The organism is Aminipila luticellarii (genome assembly GCF_004103735.1).
Lineage (GTDB): Bacteria > Bacillota > Clostridia > Peptostreptococcales > Anaerovoracaceae > Aminipila > Aminipila luticellarii.
This window is the reverse complement of record NZ_CP035281.1, coordinates 1,284,245-1,307,558: the sequence shown is the minus strand read 5'-3', so window position 1 is coordinate 1,307,558 and position 23,314 is coordinate 1,284,245. Positions and strand designations below refer to the sequence as shown.

20 protein-coding genes are annotated in these 23,314 nt (G+C 41.8%); 3 read left to right on the top strand and 17 right to left on the bottom strand.

Features of this window, described 5'->3' with window-relative positions; genetic code table 11:
* Nucleotides 1-33: 33 nt before the first annotated feature.
* The 5 genes from coaD to EQM06_RS05920 all read right to left on the bottom strand — a co-directional run bounded on the left by coaD (nucleotide 34) and on the right by EQM06_RS05920 (nucleotide 4,069).
* On the bottom strand, nucleotides 34-516 hold the full coding sequence (coaD, locus tag EQM06_RS05940) for a pantetheine-phosphate adenylyltransferase (RefSeq protein WP_128745458.1): 483 nt from the start codon (nucleotides 514-516) through the stop codon (nucleotides 34-36).
* A 43-nt stretch (nucleotides 517-559) separates the two neighbouring features.
* Nucleotides 560-1,096: a 16S rRNA (guanine(966)-N(2))-methyltransferase RsmD gene (gene rsmD / locus EQM06_RS05935; RefSeq protein WP_128745457.1), complete on the bottom strand. Its 537-nt coding sequence runs from the start codon at nucleotides 1,094-1,096 to the stop codon at nucleotides 560-562.
* A gap of 159 nt (nucleotides 1,097-1,255) precedes the next feature.
* The gene (locus EQM06_RS05930; RefSeq protein WP_128745456.1) at nucleotides 1,256-1,456 is read right to left on the bottom strand and encodes an alpha/beta-type small acid-soluble spore protein; all 201 of its coding nucleotides are present in this window, start codon (nucleotides 1,454-1,456) and stop codon (nucleotides 1,256-1,258) included.
* A 175-nt stretch (nucleotides 1,457-1,631) separates the two neighbouring features.
* Nucleotides 1,632-3,671 (bottom strand): ATP-dependent DNA helicase RecG, encoded by a 2,040-nt coding sequence (gene recG, locus EQM06_RS05925; protein WP_128745455.1) that lies wholly within the window; start codon nucleotides 3,669-3,671, stop codon nucleotides 1,632-1,634.
* Nucleotides 3,668-4,069 (bottom strand): Asp23/Gls24 family envelope stress response protein, encoded by a 402-nt coding sequence (locus tag EQM06_RS05920; RefSeq protein ID WP_128745454.1) that lies wholly within the window; start codon nucleotides 4,067-4,069, stop codon nucleotides 3,668-3,670. Before EQM06_RS05920 ends, recG begins: the two co-directional genes overlap by 4 nt.
* A gap of 128 nt (nucleotides 4,070-4,197) precedes the next feature.
* Between EQM06_RS05920 and EQM06_RS05915 the strand changes: the two genes are divergently transcribed.
* On the top strand, nucleotides 4,198-4,389 hold the full coding sequence (locus tag EQM06_RS05915) for a hypothetical protein (RefSeq protein ID WP_128745453.1): 192 nt from the start codon (nucleotides 4,198-4,200) through the stop codon (nucleotides 4,387-4,389).
* A 48-nt stretch (nucleotides 4,390-4,437) separates the two neighbouring features.
* Here the strand turns inward: EQM06_RS05915 and rpmB are convergent, their stop codons facing one another.
* From rpmB to EQM06_RS05895, 4 genes are all read right to left on the bottom strand, one after another.
* Nucleotides 4,438-4,629 carry a 50S ribosomal protein L28 gene (gene rpmB / locus EQM06_RS05910; RefSeq protein ID WP_128745452.1) on the bottom strand — a complete coding sequence of 64 codons (192 nt, stop codon included), beginning with the start codon at nucleotides 4,627-4,629 and terminating at the stop codon, nucleotides 4,438-4,440.
* A 133-nt stretch (nucleotides 4,630-4,762) separates the two neighbouring features.
* Nucleotides 4,763-5,290, bottom strand: a complete 528-nt coding sequence (gene nrdG / locus EQM06_RS05905) for an anaerobic ribonucleoside-triphosphate reductase activating protein (protein WP_128745451.1) — start codon at nucleotides 5,288-5,290, stop codon at nucleotides 4,763-4,765.
* Nucleotides 5,259-7,607, bottom strand: a complete 2,349-nt coding sequence (locus EQM06_RS05900; protein WP_128745450.1) for an anaerobic ribonucleoside triphosphate reductase — start codon at nucleotides 7,605-7,607, stop codon at nucleotides 5,259-5,261. Before EQM06_RS05900 ends, nrdG begins: the two co-directional genes overlap by 32 nt.
* Nucleotides 7,608-7,937: 330 nt before the next feature.
* Nucleotides 7,938-8,474, bottom strand: coding sequence for a GNAT family N-acetyltransferase (locus EQM06_RS05895; protein WP_128745449.1), 537 nt, complete (start codon nucleotides 8,472-8,474; stop codon nucleotides 7,938-7,940).
* 161 nt (nucleotides 8,475-8,635) lie between these two features.
* Between EQM06_RS05895 and EQM06_RS05890 the strand changes: the two genes are divergently transcribed.
* Nucleotides 8,636-10,063 carry a zinc-binding metallopeptidase family protein gene (locus EQM06_RS05890; RefSeq protein WP_128745448.1) on the top strand — a complete coding sequence of 476 codons (1,428 nt, stop codon included), beginning with the start codon at nucleotides 8,636-8,638 and terminating at the stop codon, nucleotides 10,061-10,063.
* Nucleotides 10,064-10,142: 79 nt separating this feature from the next.
* Here the strand turns inward: EQM06_RS05890 and EQM06_RS05885 are convergent, their stop codons facing one another.
* Complete coding sequence (locus EQM06_RS05885; RefSeq protein WP_164914365.1) at nucleotides 10,143-11,012, bottom strand: GGDEF domain-containing protein; 870 nt, start codon at nucleotides 11,010-11,012, stop codon at nucleotides 10,143-10,145.
* A 73-nt stretch (nucleotides 11,013-11,085) separates the two neighbouring features.
* Nucleotides 11,086-11,967 (bottom strand): LysR family transcriptional regulator, encoded by an 882-nt coding sequence (locus tag EQM06_RS05880; protein WP_128745446.1) that lies wholly within the window; start codon nucleotides 11,965-11,967, stop codon nucleotides 11,086-11,088.
* Nucleotides 11,968-12,122: 155 nt separating this feature from the next.
* On the opposite strand from EQM06_RS05880, the gene EQM06_RS05875 reads away from it, so the two are divergent.
* Nucleotides 12,123-13,130 carry a YeiH family protein gene (locus EQM06_RS05875; protein WP_128745445.1) on the top strand — a complete coding sequence of 336 codons (1,008 nt, stop codon included), beginning with the start codon at nucleotides 12,123-12,125 and terminating at the stop codon, nucleotides 13,128-13,130.
* Between the two features lie 5 nt (nucleotides 13,131-13,135).
* Here the strand turns inward: EQM06_RS05875 and EQM06_RS05870 are convergent, their stop codons facing one another.
* The 6 genes from EQM06_RS05870 to nifJ form a co-directional block, all read right to left on the bottom strand.
* Nucleotides 13,136-13,978: an alpha/beta hydrolase family protein gene (locus EQM06_RS05870; protein WP_128745444.1), complete on the bottom strand. Its 843-nt coding sequence runs from the start codon at nucleotides 13,976-13,978 to the stop codon at nucleotides 13,136-13,138.
* A gap of 153 nt (nucleotides 13,979-14,131) precedes the next feature.
* Nucleotides 14,132-16,201: a methyl-accepting chemotaxis protein gene (locus EQM06_RS05865; RefSeq protein WP_128745443.1), complete on the bottom strand. Its 2,070-nt coding sequence runs from the start codon at nucleotides 16,199-16,201 to the stop codon at nucleotides 14,132-14,134.
* Nucleotides 16,202-16,462: 261 nt separating this feature from the next.
* A complete protein-coding gene (locus EQM06_RS05860) occupies nucleotides 16,463-18,181 on the bottom strand; it encodes a methyl-accepting chemotaxis protein (RefSeq protein ID WP_128745442.1) in 1,719 nt (572 codons plus the stop codon).
* A 74-nt stretch (nucleotides 18,182-18,255) separates the two neighbouring features.
* Complete coding sequence (gene mutY / locus EQM06_RS05855; protein WP_230975034.1) at nucleotides 18,256-19,335, bottom strand: A/G-specific adenine glycosylase; 1,080 nt, start codon at nucleotides 19,333-19,335, stop codon at nucleotides 18,256-18,258.
* 33 nt (nucleotides 19,336-19,368) lie between these two features.
* Nucleotides 19,369-19,719 carry a cupin domain-containing protein gene (locus EQM06_RS05850; RefSeq protein ID WP_128745441.1) on the bottom strand — a complete coding sequence of 117 codons (351 nt, stop codon included), beginning with the start codon at nucleotides 19,717-19,719 and terminating at the stop codon, nucleotides 19,369-19,371.
* Between the two features lie 36 nt (nucleotides 19,720-19,755).
* A complete protein-coding gene (nifJ, locus tag EQM06_RS05845) occupies nucleotides 19,756-23,292 on the bottom strand; it encodes a pyruvate:ferredoxin (flavodoxin) oxidoreductase (protein WP_128745440.1) in 3,537 nt (1,178 codons plus the stop codon).
* Nucleotides 23,293-23,314: the final 22 nt, after the last annotated feature.

The following is a 23,314-nucleotide window of genomic DNA, read 5'->3' as shown; positions in this document are numbered from 1 at the left end:
ATCCTCCTGTGTGTTTTTCTCTTGTAAAGTACATTATTTATACTTTTCTATCATGTAGCTCAATACTACATCAGGAACTAAACCTTCAATTTCTCCGTGAAGCATAAAGACTTCCTTGACCATACTTGAACTTAAAAAGGAAAATTCCGGACTGGTCATCAGAAAAACTGTTTCCACATTCTCATTATACAGTCTTGCATTCATTTGAGCCATCTGTATCTCCGATTCAAAATCTGAGGCTGCCCGAAGTCCTCTTACCACTACATCAAACTGCTGTTCATTTACATAGGAAGCAAGCAGTCCTGTAAAATCATCTATCTCCACATTCTTAAGGTGTGAAGTCGCTTCTCGGATGAGCATCTTCCGTTCCTCCGCACTGAACAGCGGATTCTTAGAAGGATTGGCTATAACTCCCACTACCAAACTATCATAAAGCTTTGACGCTCTGTTTATTAAATCTAAATGTCCATTTGTAATCGGATCAAAAGATCCTGCATATAATGCCTTTTGTTTCATCCATGTGCCCCTAACATTTTTGTTACCAAACATTGTAGCATATTTATCCATAAATTGAAACTGCTATTTTGCCATACCTTTTTTCCTTTATCCTCTGATATGAGCCAATGTTCTCCGGTAATTTTTCTAAAAAGCTATGTTCCGCAACGATGTAACCGCCTTCTGCCAGAAGGTCCAAATCCCGTATTAATTCCATGCAGGAAATCATCAGTCCATCCCTATACGGCGGATCTAAAAAAATAACTTGTGCCTTCTGAGGAACACGCTTGAGTACCAGTTCATAATCACCCGCGATAATGGTGGATTTATCCTGAACTCCGCAGGCATTCACATTTTCTCTGATCAAAGCCAAGCTCTCCTTCGACTTATCTCCAAAATAGCAATGTCTGGCACCACGGCTGATCGCTTCGATTCCCAGATTTCCCGTACCTGCAAATAAATCGATCACTGTTTTGTCATAACAGGAATCGAAAATCATACTGAAAACTGCTTCCTTTACTTTATCTGATGTGGGCCTTACTCTTTCATCTTTTGGGCTTGCCAGCCTTCTGCCCTTTAAATCACCTGCTATTATCCGCAAACATCTATCCTCGCTCGTTTTAAAATTCTTCCTGTAGGTTCTTTGATTTCTACCTACAACTCATTATTTTATCATCAAAAACAGAAAATATCTACTGTATATTCAGTAGATATTTTCCGTTTCTAACAAAATGTTATTAAATGAAATGTTGTTTTACAGTTATTTTCCTGATAACTGCTGTTCAGCCATGTCAACCAGCTTCTTTGTCATATATCCGCCTACATAGCCGTTCTGTCTTGCTGTAAGGTTACCCTTATCCATGCTGTCATAGTTAGCCATTCCCAGTTCAGAAGCAACTTCTGTCTTCATGTTCTTTAATGCTGGCTTATAACTCTTATTCATCTTGTCCTGTAATGTCATTTTTTTACCTCCATCTCGGCTTTGTGAATGTTTCACCTTGCCGTTTGAAAATTTACAGCCAGATGTCTTTCTTGAAAAACCTTTTCAATGATCCATCTGCTGTTTACGTTATTAATTTAACCCGAGGAGGTTTTTATATTCGATGTAATAATTTCATATCATGGTTGCATTTGGATTAAATACTTAAAACTGCATTTTCGCCGAACAGCTCTATAGTTTTTTGCTTAATTCCCGCCATTTCAACAGATAAAAGCTTGGGATCTCTCTCTAAAATTTTTTTTGCTTCTTCCTTTGTCTGATTCAGAATACCCATATGACGGCCCAGATCTGCCAGCTTTAAGTCGGGAAGTCCATGCTGTCTGAGTCCGAAAAATTCACCGGGGCCGCGGAGCTTCAAATCCTTTTCTGCAATCACGAACCCATCCGATGTGGAAACCATGATCTCTATTCGTTCTTTCGATACGGAAGATTCGCTTCCCGAGATCAAAAGACAATAAGACTGATCTTTTCCTCTTCCCACTCGTCCTCGGAGCTGATGCAGCTGAGCCAATCCAAACCGTTCTGCATTTTCTATCACCATGATCGTCGCATTGGGAACATTAATGCCCACTTCAATCACAACCGTTGAAACCAGCATCTCGATTTCCCCGGTATAAAATTTTTCCATAACGGCATCCTTCTCCGCCTGTTTCATTTCTCCATGAAGAAGAGCCGTCCTCACCTCCGGAAAACTTTTTCTTAACTGCCTGTAAAGCTCTTCTGCAGATATGACATTTTCAAGGGTCTCCGATTCCTCAATCAACGGTGCTACTACATACGCCTGCCTTCCCTGCCGGATCTGCTGTCTTACAAAGGAATAAGCCTGCTCCCGTTTTTCCTTCTTAAATGCGTTCGTAATAATTTTTTGCCTTCCCGGAGGAAGCTCATCTATGACAGATATATCTAAATCCCCGTAAAGAATAACGGCCAGTGTTCGCGGTATGGGAGTGGCTGTCATCACTAATACATCTGGATTTTTCCCCTTTTCCGTCAATAAATTTCGCTGATTTACGCCAAATCGATGCTGTTCGTCCGTTATGACAAGACCTAAATTTTTAAACAGGACAGAGGGCTGAATGAGTGCGTGCGTCCCCACCAGGACCTGAATATTTCCATTCGCCAGCCGTTCCAGCGTTTCTTTCTTATTTTTAGCAGACATACTCCCCGAAAGGAATCCCACCTCTATGCCATAGCCGCCAAATTCCTCTCTAAGGCTTTCAAAATGTTGTCTGGCAAGTAATTCCGTCGGTGCCATTAAAACTCCCTGAAATCCACTTTTTACCGCCTTATACAGGGCGGCTTCTGCGACCACCGTTTTTCCGGATCCCACATCACCCTGCACCAGCCGATTCATGACCTTATCAGATTCCATATCCCCGTTGATTTCAGCAAGAACTTTTTTCTGCGCCCCGGTCAGTGAATAGGATAACCCTGTGACAAACTCTTCCATCTTTACATCCGAATGAAAAGCAGTTCCTTTTTCTTTTGCAGTTATCCTATTTTTAACAGATTGCAGCCCGATTTGTAAAAAAAGCAATTCATCAAACACCAATCTATATTTTGCTGCCTTTAGATGGTTTTTATCCGGTGGAAAATGAATATTGTCCAGCGCATACTGTAAATCGCACAATTTATTTCGCTGAACGATATCTTCTGTCAAATATTCCTGTAAATCGCTCAGCAGACCATTGGCTAGGTTTTGCCATTTATACATATCAGACTGAGAGACGCCGGCAGTCAATGGATAGATGGGGATAATTCCACGCCCATCCTTTTCATCCTTTTTTAAAAATTCCGGATGAATCATTTTCGTTTTTCCGTATTCTATAGCTACTCTGCCATAAAAAGTAAATTCCTCTTCGATCTCAAATTTATGAATCAGGAACCGAGCATTAAAAAATACAATCTCCGCACTGCCGCTGTCATCGGACACCAGCAGCTTCAAGGTCTGTTTTTTCCCATACCCACCCTTGACTTTTAATTTGATTTTTCCCTGAATTAAAGCAAGAGAGCCGTTTTCCAGCTCTCCGATTTTCGTGATCTGCCTTCTGTCTTGATACCCTCTGGGATAGAAATACAAAAAGTCTTGGATTGTATGGATGCCCATTCGATTTAAAGCTTCTGCTTTTTTAGGCCCGATGCCTTTAACAGAAGAAACATGATCCTTTACATTCATCCTTCATTCCCTCTCCTGACTTCAATATTTCTCTTGGCAATATTTTTTGAAATCATACCAGTCACCACAACGGCCACACTGTTGGGCTCTATGGACGTATATTCATACACCTTATCATGAATATCATTGATCAGCCGATTCGTCACCAAACCGATACTTGTCCCAAATTTAACTACAATATACAGCTTTATATCCAGTCCTTTTTCTCCCATGGTGATATCCATATTGTTGATATCTTCCGTTACGCCAATCTTCGCCGCAAAAGTTACCGCCTTGTTTTTGTAATTGGAAATCAGCACCTTCCCATGAAATTGAGAGACTGTTTCCGCCACGATTTTGGCGATCACAGCCTTTCCTATGGTAATGCTTCCGTTTTCAGTTTCCTCTTTATACAGCAAATCTCATTCCCCCTGTAAATTTTTACTGATATTTTATCACATTACTATATCAATGAAAACAAATAACCGAGATATTTTCTTGACACGGTTTTCTTTTTTCCTGCATATACTATATGGGGTGTAACAGAATGGGAAACAAGCAATATGGCTGCAATAGGCCTGCAAAACCGAATAAATGTAAGCGGAACGATTTTAAGAATCTGGCTTTTATTATGATCGTTTTTGGTCTTGTATCCGTCTGTGCTTTTTTTCTTCCGATAAAAGCCTGGATATTGCTTCTTGGCGGGCTCTTGATCTATTGCGGTTATCAGCTGAGATAATGCGATAAAAAAAGACCTGCACAAGCAGGTCTAATTTATATCGCATGATTAGATGGCACGGTTTATTTTGTTTGATCGGATGCATCTTGTGCATACGTTAGCTCTTCTGACAGTTCCGTTGTCATTAATTCTTACTGTCTGAATGTTAGCATTCCACTTTCTTCTTGAATGTCTGTTAGAATGGGATACCTTGTTTCCAGAAACCTGACCCTTACCACAAACTTCACACTTTCTTGACATCTTGCCGCACCTCCTTTAAATATCTTAAGCAATTAAGCATTTTTTCAATACTTCGAGCAAACTCGAACAAACGCTATTATAGCACACGTTACCTGTTCTGTACAATACTTTTTTACAAATTTCGTAAATTATTTTATTGGGCTGACACGATATGCCCCGCCTCTCTGGTCAAATTCATATCGATATATCTTTGATTGCCGCTTCCCCTGAACTGCAGAGTCAGATCTCTTTCCTCCCGTACGAATCTGCCGTCGATCAGATAGTCCGTAAACAGAAGCAGTTCCCCTATAGATGGATTTTCATCCGCCATAGACTGCAATTCCTCTAAAGTATAGCCGGTGAATATAACGATATTCAGCTCTCTTTTTTTAATCTCCCGAGCCAGCGTTAAAAAGGCTTCCGGCTGGCACATGGGTTCTCCGCCGCTGAAAGTAACTCCTGAAAGCAGTGGATCTTTGTCGATTTCATGCAGAAGTTTTTCAATAGAGCAATCATATCCCCCCTTAAAGTCGTGGGTCTCCGGGTTATGACAGCCTTTGCAGCCATGGGGACAGCCCTGACAAAATACGGTAAACCGGATGCCGGGTCCATCCACAATGGACTCTCTGACGATCCCTGCAATCCGAATACTAGACTGCTTCCATTTTTCCGTCTGACACATCGTGCTTCACTCTTTCTTTTTCCTCCGCTCTCTTAGCGTTATTAAAGCGGTCTACCGTTCCTACCAGATAGCCTGTAATTCTTCGTATTCTTTCAAATCCCGTATCTCCGTCCTCTTCTTTTCGGTGGCACAGAGGGCATTCGTTGTCAATAATGCCCGTATACCCGCACACCGGATCCCGGTCTACCGGATGATTGATGGAACCGTACCCAATGCCGCTCTCTTTCATATACCGTACCACTTTTTCAAACGCGTCTAAATTCTTACATGGATCCCCGTCCAATTCCACATAGGAGATATGTCCTCCGTTGGTCAGTGCGTGATAAGGAGCCTCCAGCTTAATCTTGTCAAAAGCGGAAATAGGATAATACACCGGAATGTGGAAGGAATTTGTGTAATATTCCCGGTCTGTTACGCCTTCAATAATACCGTAGCGTTCTTTATCCATCCTTACAAAGCGTCCGGACAGACCTTCCGCCGGCGTTGCAATGAGAGAATAGTTAAATCCCGTTTTCTTCGTTTCTTCATCCATTCTCTTTCTCATATAGCCAATGATATTTAAGCCTAAATTCTGCGCCTCTGTTGTCTCTCCGTGGTGACTTCCGATCAGTGCCTTCAAGCATTCTGCCAGTCCGATGAATCCGACAGTTAACGTTCCGTGTTTCAAAACTTCTCCCACACTGTCATTCGGTTTCAGCTTTTCGGAATCCAGCCAGATGCCCTGTCCCATTAAGAACGGATAATTCTTTACCTTCTTGGACGCCTGAATATAATATCTTTCCATCAGCTGATCGATGACCAGCTGCAGCTTTCTTTCCAGATCTTCAAAGAAAAGATCCACATCTCCATTGGCTTTTATAGCCAGTCTCGGCAGATTAATGGAGGTAAAGCTTAAGTTTCCCCGGCCGCCTACGACCTCTCTGGTCGGATCATAAGCATTTCCGATTACCCTTGTACGGCATCCCATATAGGCTACCTCTGTGTCCGGATCACCCGGCTTATAGTATTGCAAATTAAACGGTGCGTCAATAAAGGAAAAATTCGGGAACAGTCTTTTCGCGGAAACTCTGCATGCCAGCTTAAATAAATCATAATTGGGTTCTCCCGGATTATAGTTGATGCCCTCTTTCACCTTAAATATGTGAATCGGGAAAATGGCAGTCTCTCCGTTTCCCAGTCCTGCTTCCGTAGAGAGCAAAATATTTTCAATGACCAAACGGCCTTCCGGAGTTGTATCCGTTCCGTAGTTGATTGAGCTGAACGGAATCTGCGCTCCCGCACGGGAATGCATGGTATTTAAATTGTGTACAAAAGCCTCCATAGCCTGATAAGTAGCCCGCTTTATTTCTTGATCCGCATACTTTTTTGCCCGTTCCTGAAGTTTTGGCACGTCCTCTGCATTTATTTTTTCTGCCAGCAACACGGCCTCTTTTTCCTTGTATGAATTGTCATCTGCCATAGTCGGACATACATGATCTTTTTCTTCGATTTCCTGTCCGATACGTTTGGCCAGTTCAACACCTTCGTCAATATCGTAAAGGATATTCATAAGCTTGCCCAGATTACTCCAGTATAACTTCTTATAGGTTTTTCGCACGCCGTCGGCCATTCCATAATCAAAGTTCGGAATACTCTGTCCGCCGTGCTGGTCATTTTGATTGGACTGAATAGCGATACAGGCCAATGCCGCATAGCTCTGAATATCGTTTGGCTCCCTTAAGAAACCATGTCCCGTGGAGAATCCGCCTTTGAAAAGACGTATTAAATCAATCTGGCAGCAGGTAGTCGTTAAGGTCAGAAAATCTAAATCGTGGATGTGTATATCGCCTTCTATATGAGCTTTGGAATGAACCGGATTCAACACATACATCTCATAAAACTGCTTGGCTCCTTCGGAACCGTATTTCAGCATGGTTCCCATAGCTGTATCACCGTCAATATTGGCATTTTCCCGCTTAATATCATTTTCTTTAGCTTCTTTAAAGGTCAGATCCTCGTAGATCTTCATCAGCCTTGTATTCATTTCCCTTATTCTGGTTCTTTCTGCACGATAAAGGATATATTCCTTTGCTGTTCTGGCATGTCCGTTTTCTATTAGGATCTTTTCTACAGCATCTTGTATTTCTTCCACAGTCGGAGCTTCGGTATGTTTGATTTCAATCAGGTACAATTCTGCCTGTTTTGCCAGGTATCTTGCCATCTCATAATCATTCCCGCCTAAAACCTGTGCGGCCTTATAAATTGCGTCAGCAATTTTGTCTATGTCAAATTCGACTGTACGACCGTCACGTTTTTTAATAAATTGTATTACATCCATTTTCGTCTCCTTCTGTTATCTTTTCAAAAGCAATAAAATCTAAGGTTTACAAGATTTATTGCATATTTATGTATAATTAGTTCAGACTGTACCATATCTAGTACCGTCACAATAAAATTATACCTATTGAGTTTTTAAAGTCAATAAGAAAAAGCATCAAAAATCTCAAATATTTTGTCGATTTTTCTGCAAGCCTTTATATGACTGATTTTAAGCGGCTAAAAAATTTTACCATAAAAATAACACAGAGCAGATTCCGTCTTTTTAGAAAACGAACTTGTTATTTGCTCTGTGTACCCTTTATTTTTATTTGAACTGGAAAATGCCGGTTCACCCGTCATGTCTTTTTCCGTAATACTCTGAACGAAGCAGCGATAGTAAGTATAGATTGTAATACTTCCCGTTCTTTTTGCATGCGTTGCGGGCAATTCCTTCCTGTTTAAAGCCCAGCTTCTCATACAGGGAGGCTGCTATGCGGTTGCCCTCAAAATGATCCAGCGTCACTCTTTCCATATGTAAATTCATAAAGCAGTACTCTAAGATCAGCCTCAGAGCCTCTTCTCCATACCCTTTTCCTCTGTTTTCCCGATCCCCTATATAAATTCGGGTGATGTCGAGCGAATCGCTCTCCTCCTCTATTCTGCTGATGTAGATGCGGCCAATAGGGACTTCATCCTCCGTACATATAGTGTACTGTAATTTTGTTCTGTCAAGCTCTCTGGCAACAAACTCCCGTACAATGTCTTCATAAGTTCGATCGGCATTCATACTGAAAAACTCGGTAACAGATGGGTCTGTCTCCCATCCCGCAAACAGCTCACAATCGCTGAAAATGGTTGGTCGTATTAATATATTCCTAGATTTCATCCGTATCTCCTCCTAAGCTCTTCCAACTTCGCATTAATTATGAAGATTTTATTAAATGACTGTAATTTCATTTAACATTGTGATATTATATTGAAGCATATTATTATTATACTGTAAAATACATAAAATAGAAAGAGTTTAATGCAATATAGGAGTAGTTTATGAAAAAAATAATATCATTATTTCTTGTGATTCTATTCGTTTCATTATCTTTTACAGGATGTTTCTTTAATAAAAATGAAACGGAATTTGAAGAACAGATGGCATCTCAGTTAGATGTTATTTATAAAGACCTATCGAAAAAACTTCCGGATACATCCGATACGGAAGCACAAAAAGAATATCTGATCCAGTGGGCAGGAACCCACAAGGTGCCGGTTTCTTACGACAAACAAAATAATATTATTATGTCAAAGAAGGCAACAGCAGGCTATGAAAATGCTCAAGCGACGACCCTTCAATGTGCCATCGGTACAGGGGAGCCTGCCGAGCAGTATCAGGCCATGGCAACCGCCTTATACTTAATGGATAAAGTAGAAAAGCATGGGTTCATAAGAGTTTTATTTACCGCTGCAGGCGGCAATGAGCTCTCTGGTGCGCAGAAAATCAGTGCAAATTATCTGAAAGGAAACAATTTGATCAATCTGACCTGGGCAGAAAAAACCACTTTCACCATAGGAAGTGCCGGAACTGCCGAATATGATTTTTCAAAACCATTGCAATGGATTACACCTACGTATCCCAACGCCTACGAAATTTCCATCAAGAATTTAAACGGCGGGAGCTCAGGGATTACCTCCGGCAGCCATCCAAATCCAATAAAAATAATCGGAGACTTTCTGGCTTCTGCTAAGAGCAAAGGAGTCCTCATTGAGCTTGCCTCCTTTAACGGCGGCGAAGATGCGGCGAAATACCCTTCCGGAGCTACGGCTGTTGTACTGATCAACGATAACGATGTGGCCCGATTTGAAAAGTGGTTTGAAAATGAAGCTTCAAAATTTGAAGATAACTATGGGGATATAGAAGAAAATTATACGTATACGATGACACCTGTATCCGCTCCTTCCTACGTGATTTCCAAGGATGACAGTACAAAGGTCTTCAGCTTGCTTTATACGATGATCAATGGGATTTATTTAAAATCCGATGAAGGAAATATTGTTGCAACTTCCAATATCGGAACCATTCGGACGAGTACCGGCAATCTTGATGTGACCATTTGTGCAAGAAGCTTAAATGAAGATACCCTGAGGGAAATTTCATCCACCTTCGAGGTCATCTGCGGATTAAATGATGTATCCTACAAGGTGACCGACCAGTTCCCTATTTGGGATGAAAATCAGGATAGTCCGCTTCTGCTCCGGTTAACAGATGTATTCAAAACGGATTTTGATAAAAAAATAAAAAACAAATCCATCATGCAAAATACGGAATGCGCTCTGTTTAAAACCCGAAATCCGGACTTAGATATTCTTTCCATGAGTGTTAATTTTGAAAATGGAATTACTGAAGTGGAAGCACTTCAACACTTCCTTGAATCATTAAATGTGGCTTGGGAGCCTGCGTCAGAGGATTCGGAAGAAGAATAAGAAATTAAACAATCACAAAAAAACAGAGAGCTTGAAACTCAACCATGGATTTTCAGGCTTTCTGTTTTTTTATCCTCTGCTATTTTCGTCCCTGTGCTGTTCTGAGATTGAAATATAACCGTCCGATAAAGTCATCGGGTTCATCCTCTCTCTCTAGGGCTGCCGTACCATATTCAAAGCTTATATGTACTGTGCCTTCCTGTATTTCTAATGGATTTTCTCTGATTTCTTCCTGTACCTTTTTACAGAGTTCTTCCATTTCCGCCGGTGTTCTGTTGATAGAAAATATCCCCATCTCATCCGGCCCTAAACGCCCTGCCAGACCGCCTATAGAAGCGGCATACTTTTCTAAAATTCCGGCCACGTACTGCAAGACTTCATTTCCCACAGCATAACCGTATTGGGCATTGATCTGACTGTACTGATCAATATCTATTGCCGCACCTGTCAGCCTATTAAACACAATTTCCTTTTGCAGGAAGTTATCCAGATAATTTTTTATGTAATCCAAATTATAGAGGCCGGTCAAAATATCTCTGACGGCTAATTCATTGAACTGTGAAACAATATGCTCCACATTCTTATGCTCCGCACGGTAATAATTCAACCCCACCATACTGAAGGTTATATCCTTTATCAGTTCCAAAGCCAGCATCCTGTCCTGTATTTTAACCGGCTTTGAAATGATCAGAAGAATTTTTCCATGCACAAATTCCAGTTTCACATACTGTCTTTGCTTCACATAGGAATGCCTTGCAATGCAGTTGAAGCAAGCTTCTTTTTTGCCCCAGTATTCATAGCAATATTCTTTCTGTGCTTTTAAATGATTGTCCTGATCATATTCAAATACTTCATGGGTCTTGGGATTAACGATCCTGTAAAAATCAAAGATGCTCTCTCCCGTACAATACGATTTAAGGGATTCATTCATCTGTTTAAATTCAAACATGGCAATCTCCTTTTTCATCTTCTATCCAATACCTAATCCTAAATAGATTCTATCATATCCGCCAAACAAATTCCTAAAAAGTTTGAAAAATTTTGAATAATTTGCAGTAATAATCTGTAAATATACTGTTTTTTCTCCATATAAACGTCATATCGTGCTGAATATTTAAATCCTTCAAATGAACTTTCCGAAGGGTTTTAGCTTTCAATTCATCTTTGACCGCCGCCTCATATAAGAAGGTTATGCCGCAGTCCTCCTTTGTCAGAAACTTTATAACATTCATATTGCTGACTTCTACTTTATTTTTAAAATCGCTTAACGCATAGTTTTTTCCTTCCAATGCTCTTTCCAAAATTTCTCTCGTGCCGGAGCCATCCTCTCGAAGGATGATTGTTTCAGAAAATAAGTCTTCCATTTGTTCCGGCTCTTTTTTAAAAAAATGGTTCGCCGCGCAGACGGCAATATAATCTTCTCTGCTGTATAATCTGTGATCATACTGGCTTTTGGTAAAATATCCTTCCACTACCGCAAAATCAATCTCGCCCTTGTCCAGCTTCTCCAGCAGTTCACTGGTATTGGCCACCAGCATTTTCAAGGAGACCTGAGGATTTGTTTTCAGATACTGGCAAATCTGCCGGGGAATTAAAAATTCACCTATGGTCAGGGTCGCCCCAAAATGAATGGTTTTACTTTCACGGAACCCTTCTTTTATCTGTTCCTTTAAGTGAATTTCATCATGCTTCATCGTGATAAAGGTATTTAACAAAAGCTTCCCTGAATCCGTCAGCTTCATTTTTTTCCCCGTAAATTCGAACAGCTTCGTCCCATACACGTCCTCCATATAACGTATATGCTGAGAAACAGCCGGTTGTGTAATATTCAACCTTTCCGCAGCCTTTGTAAAATTCATATATTCACATACCGTTATAAAGGTTTCCACCCTAAAATCCAGCATATTGTTCCCTCTCACTTCTATTTTTCTTTCCTCTATTTTATCACGGAGCCTGTATTTATAACAATAAATTATGCAAATATAATTTATTATAATTTTACATTATGGTATATCTCTGTTAGACTCAAAACATCAAATTTTATCTAGCGAGGTGACTTATGAACTTTATTCGTACAAATTTTAAGGGAATCGCATTGTGTATAGCAATCGCTATTCCTTCCTGGCTCCTTGGAAAAGAATTTCCCATCATCGGCGGCCCGGTATTCGGAATTCTTGCAGGCATGCTTCTGACTGTATTTTTTAAAACAAAAGGCAGCTTTCAATCCGGTATCGCATTTACTTCCAAAAAAATATTGCAATATGCCGTTATCCTATTGGGATTTGGTTTAAATCTATCCGTTATTTGGGAAACAGGAAAACAGTCGCTGCCGATTATTGTCTCTACGATTTCTACTTCCCTGATTATTGCTTTTCTCCTTCACAAGAGCATGCATATCCCCTCTAAGATTTCTACGCTGATCGGTGTAGGTTCCTCTATCTGCGGGGGGTCTGCCATCGCAGCGACCGCCCCGGTCATAGATGCCAGTGATGAAGAGGTGGCGCAATCCATTTCGGTCATCTTTTTATTCAATGTAATCGCTGCTTTAATATTTCCTACGTTGGGCGGAATTCTTGGCATGTCCTCCGAAGGCTTCGGCTTATTCGCCGGCACAGCTATTAACGACACCTCCTCCGTAACGGCGGCAGCAGCGGCCTGGGATGAACTTCATCCCGGAGACCATGCACTGGAAATAGCGACAATTGTCAAATTGACAAGAACGCTGGCTATTATTCCTATCACATTGACCTTGGCTTTTCTTAGAACAAAAAGAGAAAAAGCCCAGCAAGTGAACGTAAGCATAAAAAAGATTTTTCCTTTTTTTATCTTATATTTTTTGCTGGCTTCGCTCATTACAACTCTCTTTGATCTTCCGGCTGTCATAACTGACCCAATTAAGGCGTGCAGCAAATTCTTTATCATTATGGCCATGTCAGCTATCGGCTTGAACACAGACATCGTTAAACTGATAAAAAGCGGCGGCAAGCCAATTTTTATGGGCATATGCTGCTGGTCTGGGATTGCTCTGGTAAGTCTGCTCATGCAGCTGATACTGGGGATCATGTAATCAGATCATTTTAAGTTCTGGCACATAAAGGTCACAATGCGGTCTGTCATTTCGGGGGTTACCTGGTGTTTCGTTCCTGCGATCATCACCAGCCGTACCCTTGGATTGATCGGGGTCAATGCTGTATTTAACTTATGGACTCCGTCACTGTTTACATAACGGTCCAGTTCACCGTTCTGCATGAGAACAGCCACATCCTTTAAATTTTTATAGTCTTTATAGGGAGAATGAGAAAGAATATACTGGTCGATATACTGAATTGCAGCTGCATCCTGAGCCACTGAAAGCCCCTCCCGTGAACTGTAAATGCTGCGGCTGAGCCTGCTCCCGATCAGCTGCTCAAAATAAGGGGTCGAAATAGTGGGTGCGATAGCTTCCGGATGATGTTTACCATAAATTGCATAATGGAAAGTAATACACCCTCCCATGGAGAACCCGGCAATTCCCAACTTGTGAATATTAACCCTATCATCTTTTTTATAAGCGTCTATTAGTCCATCATACTCTTCCGACGTATGCACAATGATTTCTGTTAAACTCAAAGGAGCCTCGGTTCTGTCTCCATGAGCGTAAGCATCCGGTGACACGACAAAAAATCCCTTCTCAGCCAGTTTATCCGCTAAGCCTATCGTGGATTCCTTTCGATTTTTAAATCCATGCTGGACAATAATCATAGGTTTTTGTTTCCCGTCATCTATATACGTTTCGATAACAGGAATATTTTCCACCTGCACATTTATAGTGGTTACTTTTAATGCTTCCCGCTTAGAATGGCTCACATCTGCTATCACCGCAAAAACGATTACTGCGATAAACATGCCTATTACAGCGATTTTTCTTTTGTTCATTTCGTTCACCCAAAATATCTTATCTAAAAAGTGGCCATGCCACAAAAAAACAGGCTTACACTGTGATCATATCACGGTGCAAGCCTGCCGTCTACATGTTATATAACAGAAATACGACCTCCGATTTTACTCCGGCAAATCGCTCGCTGCACTCTATCGAACCTGGAATCTGGCAATTTGATCTTTCAATAGCTGTGCCTGTGCCGACAATTCCTGACTGGTAGCTGCACTCTCTTCGGCAGTCGCCGCATTGGTCTGAACAACGTTTGAAATTTGTTCAATTCCCGCGGTAACCTCTTCCAAGGACAAGGATTGAACTTCCGTCTTCTCGGAAATTTCCGCGATGGCTGAAAGGATTTCTTTCGTACCCATTACGACAGTTTCCAAAGAGGTAGCGGTGATTTCCGCAAAGCGTCCGCCTTCTTGTACGGAATGAAGTGAGCTTTCAATAAGAACTGTGGTATTTTTTGCAGCTTCCGCACTTTTTGACGCCAAATTTCTTACTTCATCTGCAACCACTGCAAAGCCTTTTCCTGCCGCACCGGCTCTGGCCGCCTCAACGGCTGCATTTAAGGCCAATATATTGGTCTGGAATGCAATATCTTCAATCGTTTTAATGATGTTTCCAATCTGATTGGAGGAGGTTGTAATATCATCCATCGCTTTTAGCAGTTCATGCATCTGTTTGTTACTGTTTTCCAGCTCTGTACCGACCTCTTCTGCCTTATCGTTGGCCTTGCTGGCATGCATGGCATTTTCTTTCACCTGTCCGCTTATTTCCAGGATCTTGGCGGACAACTGTTCTACAGAGCTTGCCTGTTCAATGGCTCCCTGACTCATCGACTGAGAACCGTCCGAAAACTGCTCCGCACCAGTAGCCACTTGTTCCGCAGCGGTTCTCATCTCACTGAACGTCACATTTAAGGAATTTAAAATACCGGTCAAAGCTAACTTGATCTCATTAAAATCTCCTACAAACTCTCTTTTAATCGCTACGTCCAAATTTCCGGAAGCTACATTTTCCAGAACGTGTGAAATTTCTTGAATATATCCGCTTAATACCTCAGAGGTTTCCATAAAGATCCTAGACAATAAACCCAGCTCATCCGTTCCGTAGGATTTTTCTCCATCTTCAAAAGAGAAATCCCCTTTTTCCATTTTTTCCGCCATACCGATTACGTCATCTACCGGTTTCAAACTCCTTTTAATCGTTTTGATACTGACAGCAATCAAAACGATCAGTCCGACCACGCCAATACCTGCCAAGGCCAGAACCATTTTAGAAACGCTGCTCATGGCCTCGCTCTTGTTGATGACGAAGGCACTGGACCATTTTACATCAGTTCCGTCTAATGTAACCGGCTTATGTATAACGTATGCCGTTTTTTCATTGGAATACGGATTCTTAATTTCGTCCGTTACCGACTTTCCATTCTTTACTGCAGATTGGATCTTGCTGTATTCGGAAATATTTTTCGGTATACTGCCTACTGCTTTTTGATCTAATGTATGAGCCATACAGGTCCCAAGGCTGGTGACAATATAGCTGTAAGAAGATTTATATCCTCCGTTGGCAAAATGAAGATCAGATATGCTGGACATATCAATATCACAGTTGGCAACGCCTAAAAATTCACCCTTTTCGTTGATAATGGGAGAACTCAGTGTAATCAGCCACACCTTTTCCCCCGTAGTCAGCTCATATTCATAAGGTTCCGTAACATGAGTGGATAAGTTCTCCTTTGTAGGCAAATAGTAGTCGTCTTTTCCGTATGTATCAAAGTTGTTTAAAATATCAAGTCTTGTACTGTCCCCATCGCGGTATACATAATAAGACAGGCCATCTGGTGTATCGGCCATATATTTGTTGGGTTCAAACGCATAGTATGCTGAAAATATTTTATCGTTATTTTTTAATACGCCCTGCAAAGATTCGATAAGCAGCTTATTGGCACTTTCCTTATCTAAGCTTTGGAATCGTTGCACCTCTAAGGATAATTCCTGAGAAAAAATCTTCATACTGTCCAGATAGGATAATACTTCTTTGGCATTCTCGTCGGCGATATAGTTCAGTTCTTTTTCCATCATGTTGCTCACGGTATTGCTTGTTAAGAAGCTTAAACAAGAACACATGGCTACAATGACGATTAATATGACAAGAGCTATCATCATCGGTATTTTTACCGATAATCTGTTCTTCCATAAAATTTTTCCTTCATCCATCTTAAATTCTCCTCTTTCAATTTATTAAATAAATGCTCTTCATCTTATTCCATTCGTTCCAAATCTGTAGAGTCCTGAAGAAATTAAAGAAAAAACTCTTTATTAGTGAATATTGGCAATAAGATTAAGTCAATCTTAGCATTTTTTGGCAGTAAAAGCAATAAATTGGACAAAAAAAGGCAAAACTTAGCGGTATTTGCGCTAAGTTTTGCCTTTTATAAAGATGAAATTGTTAAGGAATCTATGTTTTTGATTGAAAGCCTATATATTTTCATGGCGTAATTTAAAATTTTCTATGTATCCTTTCAGTATCTGCGCCTGTCTGGACAGTTCTTCGCTGGCCGCCGCACTTTCTTCTGCGGTGGCCGCATTATTTTGTACCACCATTGAAATTTGTTCCACACCTAAATTAATTTGTGCAATGGAATCCGCCTGTTCCTTGGAAGCATTGGCAATCTTATCGATTAAGCCGACCGCTTCACTGGTTACCCTGGAGCTTTCTTCCATAGACAGGGCTGTTCTGGTTGAAATCGCAGAACCGTTTTGAACAGCTTCCAGAGTTTCTTCAATCAAAGCCGTGGTATTTTTTGCAGCCTCTGCTGATTTTCCCGCAAGATTTCTTACTTCATCTGCCACTACGGCGAATCCTTTTCCTGCACTTCCGGCTCTGGCCGCTTCCACGGCAGCGTTTAACGCAAGAATATTGGTTTGAAATGCAATATCCTCTATAATCCGAATAATCTTAGAAATCTCAGAGGATTTTAAGGTAATCTGGTTCATCGCCTCTACCATATTTCTCATCTGCTCATTGCTGCTTTCCAGTTCCTGTCCTGCCTTACCGGCTTTCTCATGAGCGGCCTTGGCATTTTCCGCACTCTTTTCAATATGACCGCTGATCTCACTCAAGGTCGCGGACAGTTCTTCCACTGAACTGGCCTGCTCCGTAGCGCCCTGAGAAAGGGCTTGAGCTCCATCCGCTATTTGTTCCGAACCATTTGCCACTTCGTCCGCCAGTTTATTGATCTGCCCTAAGGTCATGCTAAGGTTTTCTAAAAGAGACTGCATATTAATCTTTAATTTTTCAAACTGCCCCAGATATTCCTTTTGAAGCTGAACAGTCAGATCTCCCTTGGAAATGTTCAGTAACGAATCCGAAACTTCATCAATATATCCCTGATAATTCACTAACCGGTCTATGGTCAAATTGAAAGACTTGGCAAGCTGCCCGACTTCATCCTTTGAATGCACGGACAAGCTGACATCAAAGTTGCCGTCAGCGATCTGCTGCGCTCCTCTTGTGATTTTCTGAATGGGTTTCACAATAGAAGAAGCCACGAAATAAATCACAGTCGCTGCAGCCAGCAGAATCAAAAGAATCGAAACGGCCACAGATCTGATCGTAGCCTGAATACCCTGATCTAAAATCAGATTGATGGATTCCATCGGTACTCCGACAAAATAAATACCAATGACTTTTTTACTGCTGTCATAAATAGGCGTGTATCCCGTCATATACGACTTATTCAGGATTTCTGCCTGCCCAAAGTAGGAATTACCCTCAGATAGAGCTTTATAAGCCTCTCCTTTTGCATCCAGTGCCGTTCCTACGACCCGGCCGCCCTTTTCATCTGTAATCGTGGTGAGGACACGCTTATACTCATCTCCGTCTTTCACAAAGATCGTGGCTACCACGTTCATATTTTCAGCCAGTTTGTCAATATACTCATATCGCCCATCCACCGGCTTCCCCTCCCGATCCACTAACTTGCCGCTACTGGAAAGATGAACTGAACCAAATTGTTCTTCCATATACAGCTTAAGCATGTTGTTATCACCGGTCAGTTGATGCTCGATCTGCGTTTGAATAATATCCTCTGTAACCTTGAAGCTCCGCAGCAGACCGATGGATACGGTAAGCAATGAGGCTCCGATCACTAAGATCAGAACGAATAAAATCAATTTACCTTTTAAACTTTTCATTAAAATATACTCCCTACTACTATTGATTTACTGCTAAAATTACAAAAACGAATCCGGAACAAAAATAAAATTTCTCATTTCAGAATATATTTTATAAAATCCTTAAAAGCAGTCGGGATAGAGTATTGGTGCTGTATTTCCTCCTTCGTAACCCATACAAAATTCGAACTGCTTTTATCTGTATTGGCCGCGGTGACAAAAAAGCCTTTCATATGCCATTCTATATGGCTGAAAATGTGCTTGGACGGCTTTAATTCAAGCATTTCTTCAACAAGGATCCCCCAATCCTCCAAAACGGATCTGCTCTGTTCTTCCGTCAAATAGCCGGAGGTATTGGGAAACTCCCAAAGGTTCGGCAGCAGCCCCCCTGCTTTTCTTTTTTGCAGGGCAAACTTTTCCCCCGATGAAAGGACGAAAACAGTCTTTTCTTCAATGCCCCGTCTTTTTTTGGATACCTTTATGGGAATTTGTGATGTCAGCTTCAACTCAAAGGCTCTGCAATGCTTTCTGACCGGACACTTCTCACATTTTGGTTCCCCATTCGGAAGGCAGATAGTTGCACCTAAATCCATCATGGCCTGATTAAAAGCACCCGGGTCGTTTAAAGGTACTACTTCAAGCATAAATTCCTGCATCTGTTTTTTTATTTTTACCTGATTCATATCCTCACGGCTTGCCAGTATCCGTGCCATGATCCGTAAAACATTCCCGTCTACTGCCGGGACAGCTTTTTCAAAAGCAATGGAAGCAATAGCTCCTGCTGAATAGGGTCCGATACCGGGAAGCTCCATCAGAGTCTTCACATCCGACGGAAGCTGTCCCTGATATTTTTCCACAAGAATTTTTGCTGTTTTCTTTAAATTGAGTGCTCTGTTATAATATCCAAGCCCTTGCCACAGCTTCAACAGCTTATCTTCTTCTACGCCGGCAAGAGCCGGTATGTCTGGCAATTCATTCATAAATCTCGTAAAATAGGGAATGACGGTATCCACTCTGGTCTGCTGAAGCATCATCTCCGAGATCCAGACTCTATATGGTGTCGGATTACTTCTCCACGGCAGTACTCTGGCATTTTTATGATACCATTTTAACAGGTCGGACTGAAACAGTACAATATTTTTTATTTTAGGATTAAATTCTGTTTTTATATTCAAATCAAACTCCTTTAAAGCAAGAAGCTCCGCCTGTTATTCTTTATTCTGGGGAAACACTACAACTAACATCATTTTAAAGTTCTCCTGGGCATACACGGCATGGGGCTTTTTTGCCGGCATGATCAATGTTTCATTGGGTTTGAGCAAATATTCCACACCATCTACCGTAAACCTTCCAGTTCCCTCCAAAACCGTGACCATAGCATCTCCCGCAGAATCATGGGTACTGATTTCTTCCCCTTTATCAAAAGCAAATAAAGTAATGCTGACTGCCGAATTCTGTGCCAAGGTTTTGCTTACTACCTGACCGCTCATGATGTCAACCTGATCGGCTAAAGAAATAACCTCTTCATGTTTAATATTTTTAATGAATACGTTTTGCATTTTATTTCCTCCTCATTATTATAAAACTTCCTTACATTACATTATAGATGCTAACCTTTTATACATCTCATATCGTTTTTGTGCTGCTTCTTCTGCCTGTGAAAATAGCTCCTCTGCCTCATTGGGATAGGTCTTTATCAGCGAGCTATAGCGAACCTGCTCCATCAGAAAATCCCGGAAGCTTTCTGCGGGTTCTTTTGAATCCAGAATAAAAGGATTTTTTCCTTCCTTTTTTAACTCCGGATTATAACGATAAAGGTGCCAGTATCCGGCCATTACAGCTTGCTTAATTGTCTCCATGCTCTTTCCCATACCTTTTTTCATACCATGGCTGATGCAGGGCGCATAAGCGATAATAATCGAAGGTCCCCTATATTTTTCCGCTTCCGTAACAGCCTTGAGCAACTGAGTATTGTCCGCATGAATCCCAACCTGTGCCACATAAATATTGCCATACGTCATCATCATCAGACCGAGGTCTTTTTTCCCGGACTTTTTCCCCGAAAACGCAAATTTTGCCACAGCGGCAGCCGGAGTAGCTTTAGAAGCCTGTCCTCCTGTATTGGAATACACCTCTGTATCAAATACGAGCACATTGATATCTTCCCCGGACGCCATCACCTGATCCAGCCCGCCAAAACCGATATCGTAAGCCCATCCGTCTCCGCCGATGATCCATTGAGAACGTTTGGTCAGATAGTCTTTTTTTTGCTGTATAAGCTTGACCAAACGCATGATTCCCCCGTCAGGATTTTCATACCCATCCAGCAGACCAATCAGCTTGTCACCTGTTTCTTTGCTTATATTTCCGTCTTCCTTGCCCGCTATCCATTCACGGATAAGACATCTGATATTTTCATCAATAGGGGATTGCAGCAATGTCTTCATGTTTTCTTCCAGACTTTTTCTCATCTGCTTCACGGCTAAGTGCATACCAAATCCAAATTCTGCATTATCTTCAAAGAGAGAACTGGCCCACGCGGGACCCTTTCCTTCCCGATTGATCGAATAGCAGATACTTGGTGCGGATGCTCCCCATATAGATGAGCACCCTGTGGCGTTAGCAATCATCATACGATCTCCAAACAGCTGTGTGATAAGTTTAATATACGGCGGCTCTCCACAGCCGGCGCAAGCCCCTGAAAATTCCATGAAGGGTTCTTTAAATTGACTGTCTTTAAAGGATTCCCCTATTTTGATGTTAGTTTTATACCCTATTTTGGAAATAGCAAACTTCCAATTTTCTATTTCTTCCTCCTGGGCAGCGATAGCTTTCATCACGAGAGCCTTTTCTTTTGCCGGACAAATATCTGCACAATTCCCGCAGCCGGTGCAATCCATTGGGCTGATCTGAATTCTGAAATGCAATCCTTCCAGAGCCTTTCCCGCAGCCTCTATGGTCTTAAAAGAAGCGGGGGCTGTCTTTATCTCCTCGTCATTCAGCAGAAATGGCCTGATGACTGCATGAGGGCAGATATAAGAGCATTGGTTGCACTGGATACAGTTCTTTTCTATCCATTTTGGAACGTGAACGGCAATTCCCCGCTTCTCATAAGCCGTAGTTCCGGGTGGGAAGGTTCCGTCCGCTCTTCCCTTGAAAGCACTGACCGGCAGATCATTTCCTTTTCGTGCCTGCATAGGCCTCATAATTTTCCGGATAAACTCAGGCTCTCCCTTTATATCTGCCGCTGTTTTGCTTTCTTCAAGCTCTTTCCAAGCTTCCGGTACTTTTACGGAATGAAGACCCTCCATTCCTCTGACGATGGCCTCCTGATTCATCCGAACGACCTGATCTCCCTTTTTATTATAGGAATAGGTCACGGCTTTTTTCAGTTCTTTAACATATTCCTCCTCCGGAAGAATCCGGATCAATTTAAAAAAAGCACCCTGCATGATCATATTGATTCGATTGCCCAAACCGATTTCCTCAGCAATTTTAACTGCATCGACCGTATAGAAATTTATATTTTTTTCAGCAATAATTTTTTTGTAGGAATCGGGCAGCTGCTCCTCTAATTGCTCCTCTGTCCACGAGCAATTAAGAACAAACGTTCCACTCCTTTTTATGTCTGCCAGAATGTCATACTTATTCACGTAAGACTGATTATGGCAGGCCACATAGTCTGCATTTTTAACAGAATACTCCGATTTGATAGGAGATTTGCCAAAACGCAGATGAGAAATGGTCACCCCTCCGGATTTTTTTGAATCGTATTCAAAATATGCCTGTACATGATTGTCCGTTTTATTTCCGATAATCATAATCGCCTGTTTATTTGAGCCTACCGTTCCATCGGACCCAAGCCCCCAGATTTTACACGCCGTACGGCCGGCCGGCTCCGCGTCCGGAAGATCCATTCTGATGAGAGAAGTGTTTGTTACATCATCCACGATTCCAACGGTAAAATGCGTCTTTGGATACCTCTGTTTTAAATTTTCATACACCGCTGTAATATCGCCGGAGCAGATGTCTTTGGAGCCCAATCCGTATCTTCCCCCGATGATCATCGGTGCTTCTTCCCTTCCGCTGTAGCAGCTGCATATGTCAAGGTATAAAGGTTCCCCGATGGCTCCCGGTTCTTTGGTACGGTCTAATACCGCAATCCTCTTTACCGTTTTCGGAACGCAGTTTAAAAAATGCTTCACAGAAAAGGGACGAAACAAATGCACGTTCACTGCACCGTATTTTTCACCTTTTGCGTTGTGATAGTCAACGGTCTCTTCAATGGTGCCCGTTACGGAACCCATGGCTATGATCACGTATTCCGCATCCGGCGCCCCATAATAATCAAACAGCCCATGGGGTCTTCCCGTTTTCTCACCCATTTTGTTCAGATAATCTTCCACAATCGATACCAGATCATAATAAAAAGGATTTCCTGCTTCCCTCTCTTGAAAATAAATATCCGGATTTTGTGCCGTTCCCCTGACTACAGGATGATTGGGCGATAAGGCTCTGTCCCGAAATGCCTGAATCTCCTGATGATCCACCAGCTGGGCATAATCTGAATATTCAAGAGCCTCTACTTTTTGAATTTCATGGGATGTCCGAAATCCGTCAAAAAAATGTATAAAAGGCATTCTTCCCTTGATTGCGGCCAAATGTGCAACCGGTGCAAAATCCATAATTTCCTGTACCGATCCACTGACTAACATGGCACAGCCTGTTTGCCGTACTGCCATCACATCCTGATGATCTCCAAATATGCTCAACGCATGGGTAGAAAGTGCTCTGGCACTGACGTGCAGTACTCCGGGAAGCAACTCACCCGCCACCTTATATAAATTAGGAATCATCAAAAGCAATCCTTGAGATGCCGTAAAAGTAGTTGCCAGTGCACCCGCTTGTAAGGCACCGTGGAAGGCACCCGCCGCTCCCGCTTCCGACTGCATTTCCACTAAACTCACTTCCTGATCAAATATATTTTTTCTGCCCTTGGCTGACCATTCATCTGTTATCTCAGCCATGCCTGACGACGGCGTTATGGGATAAATCGCAGCCACATCTGTGAATGCATAGGCTGCATAAGCTGCCGCCGTATTACCGTCTAAAGTCATCTGTATCTTTGACATAACCGTTCTCCTGTTCTGCTAT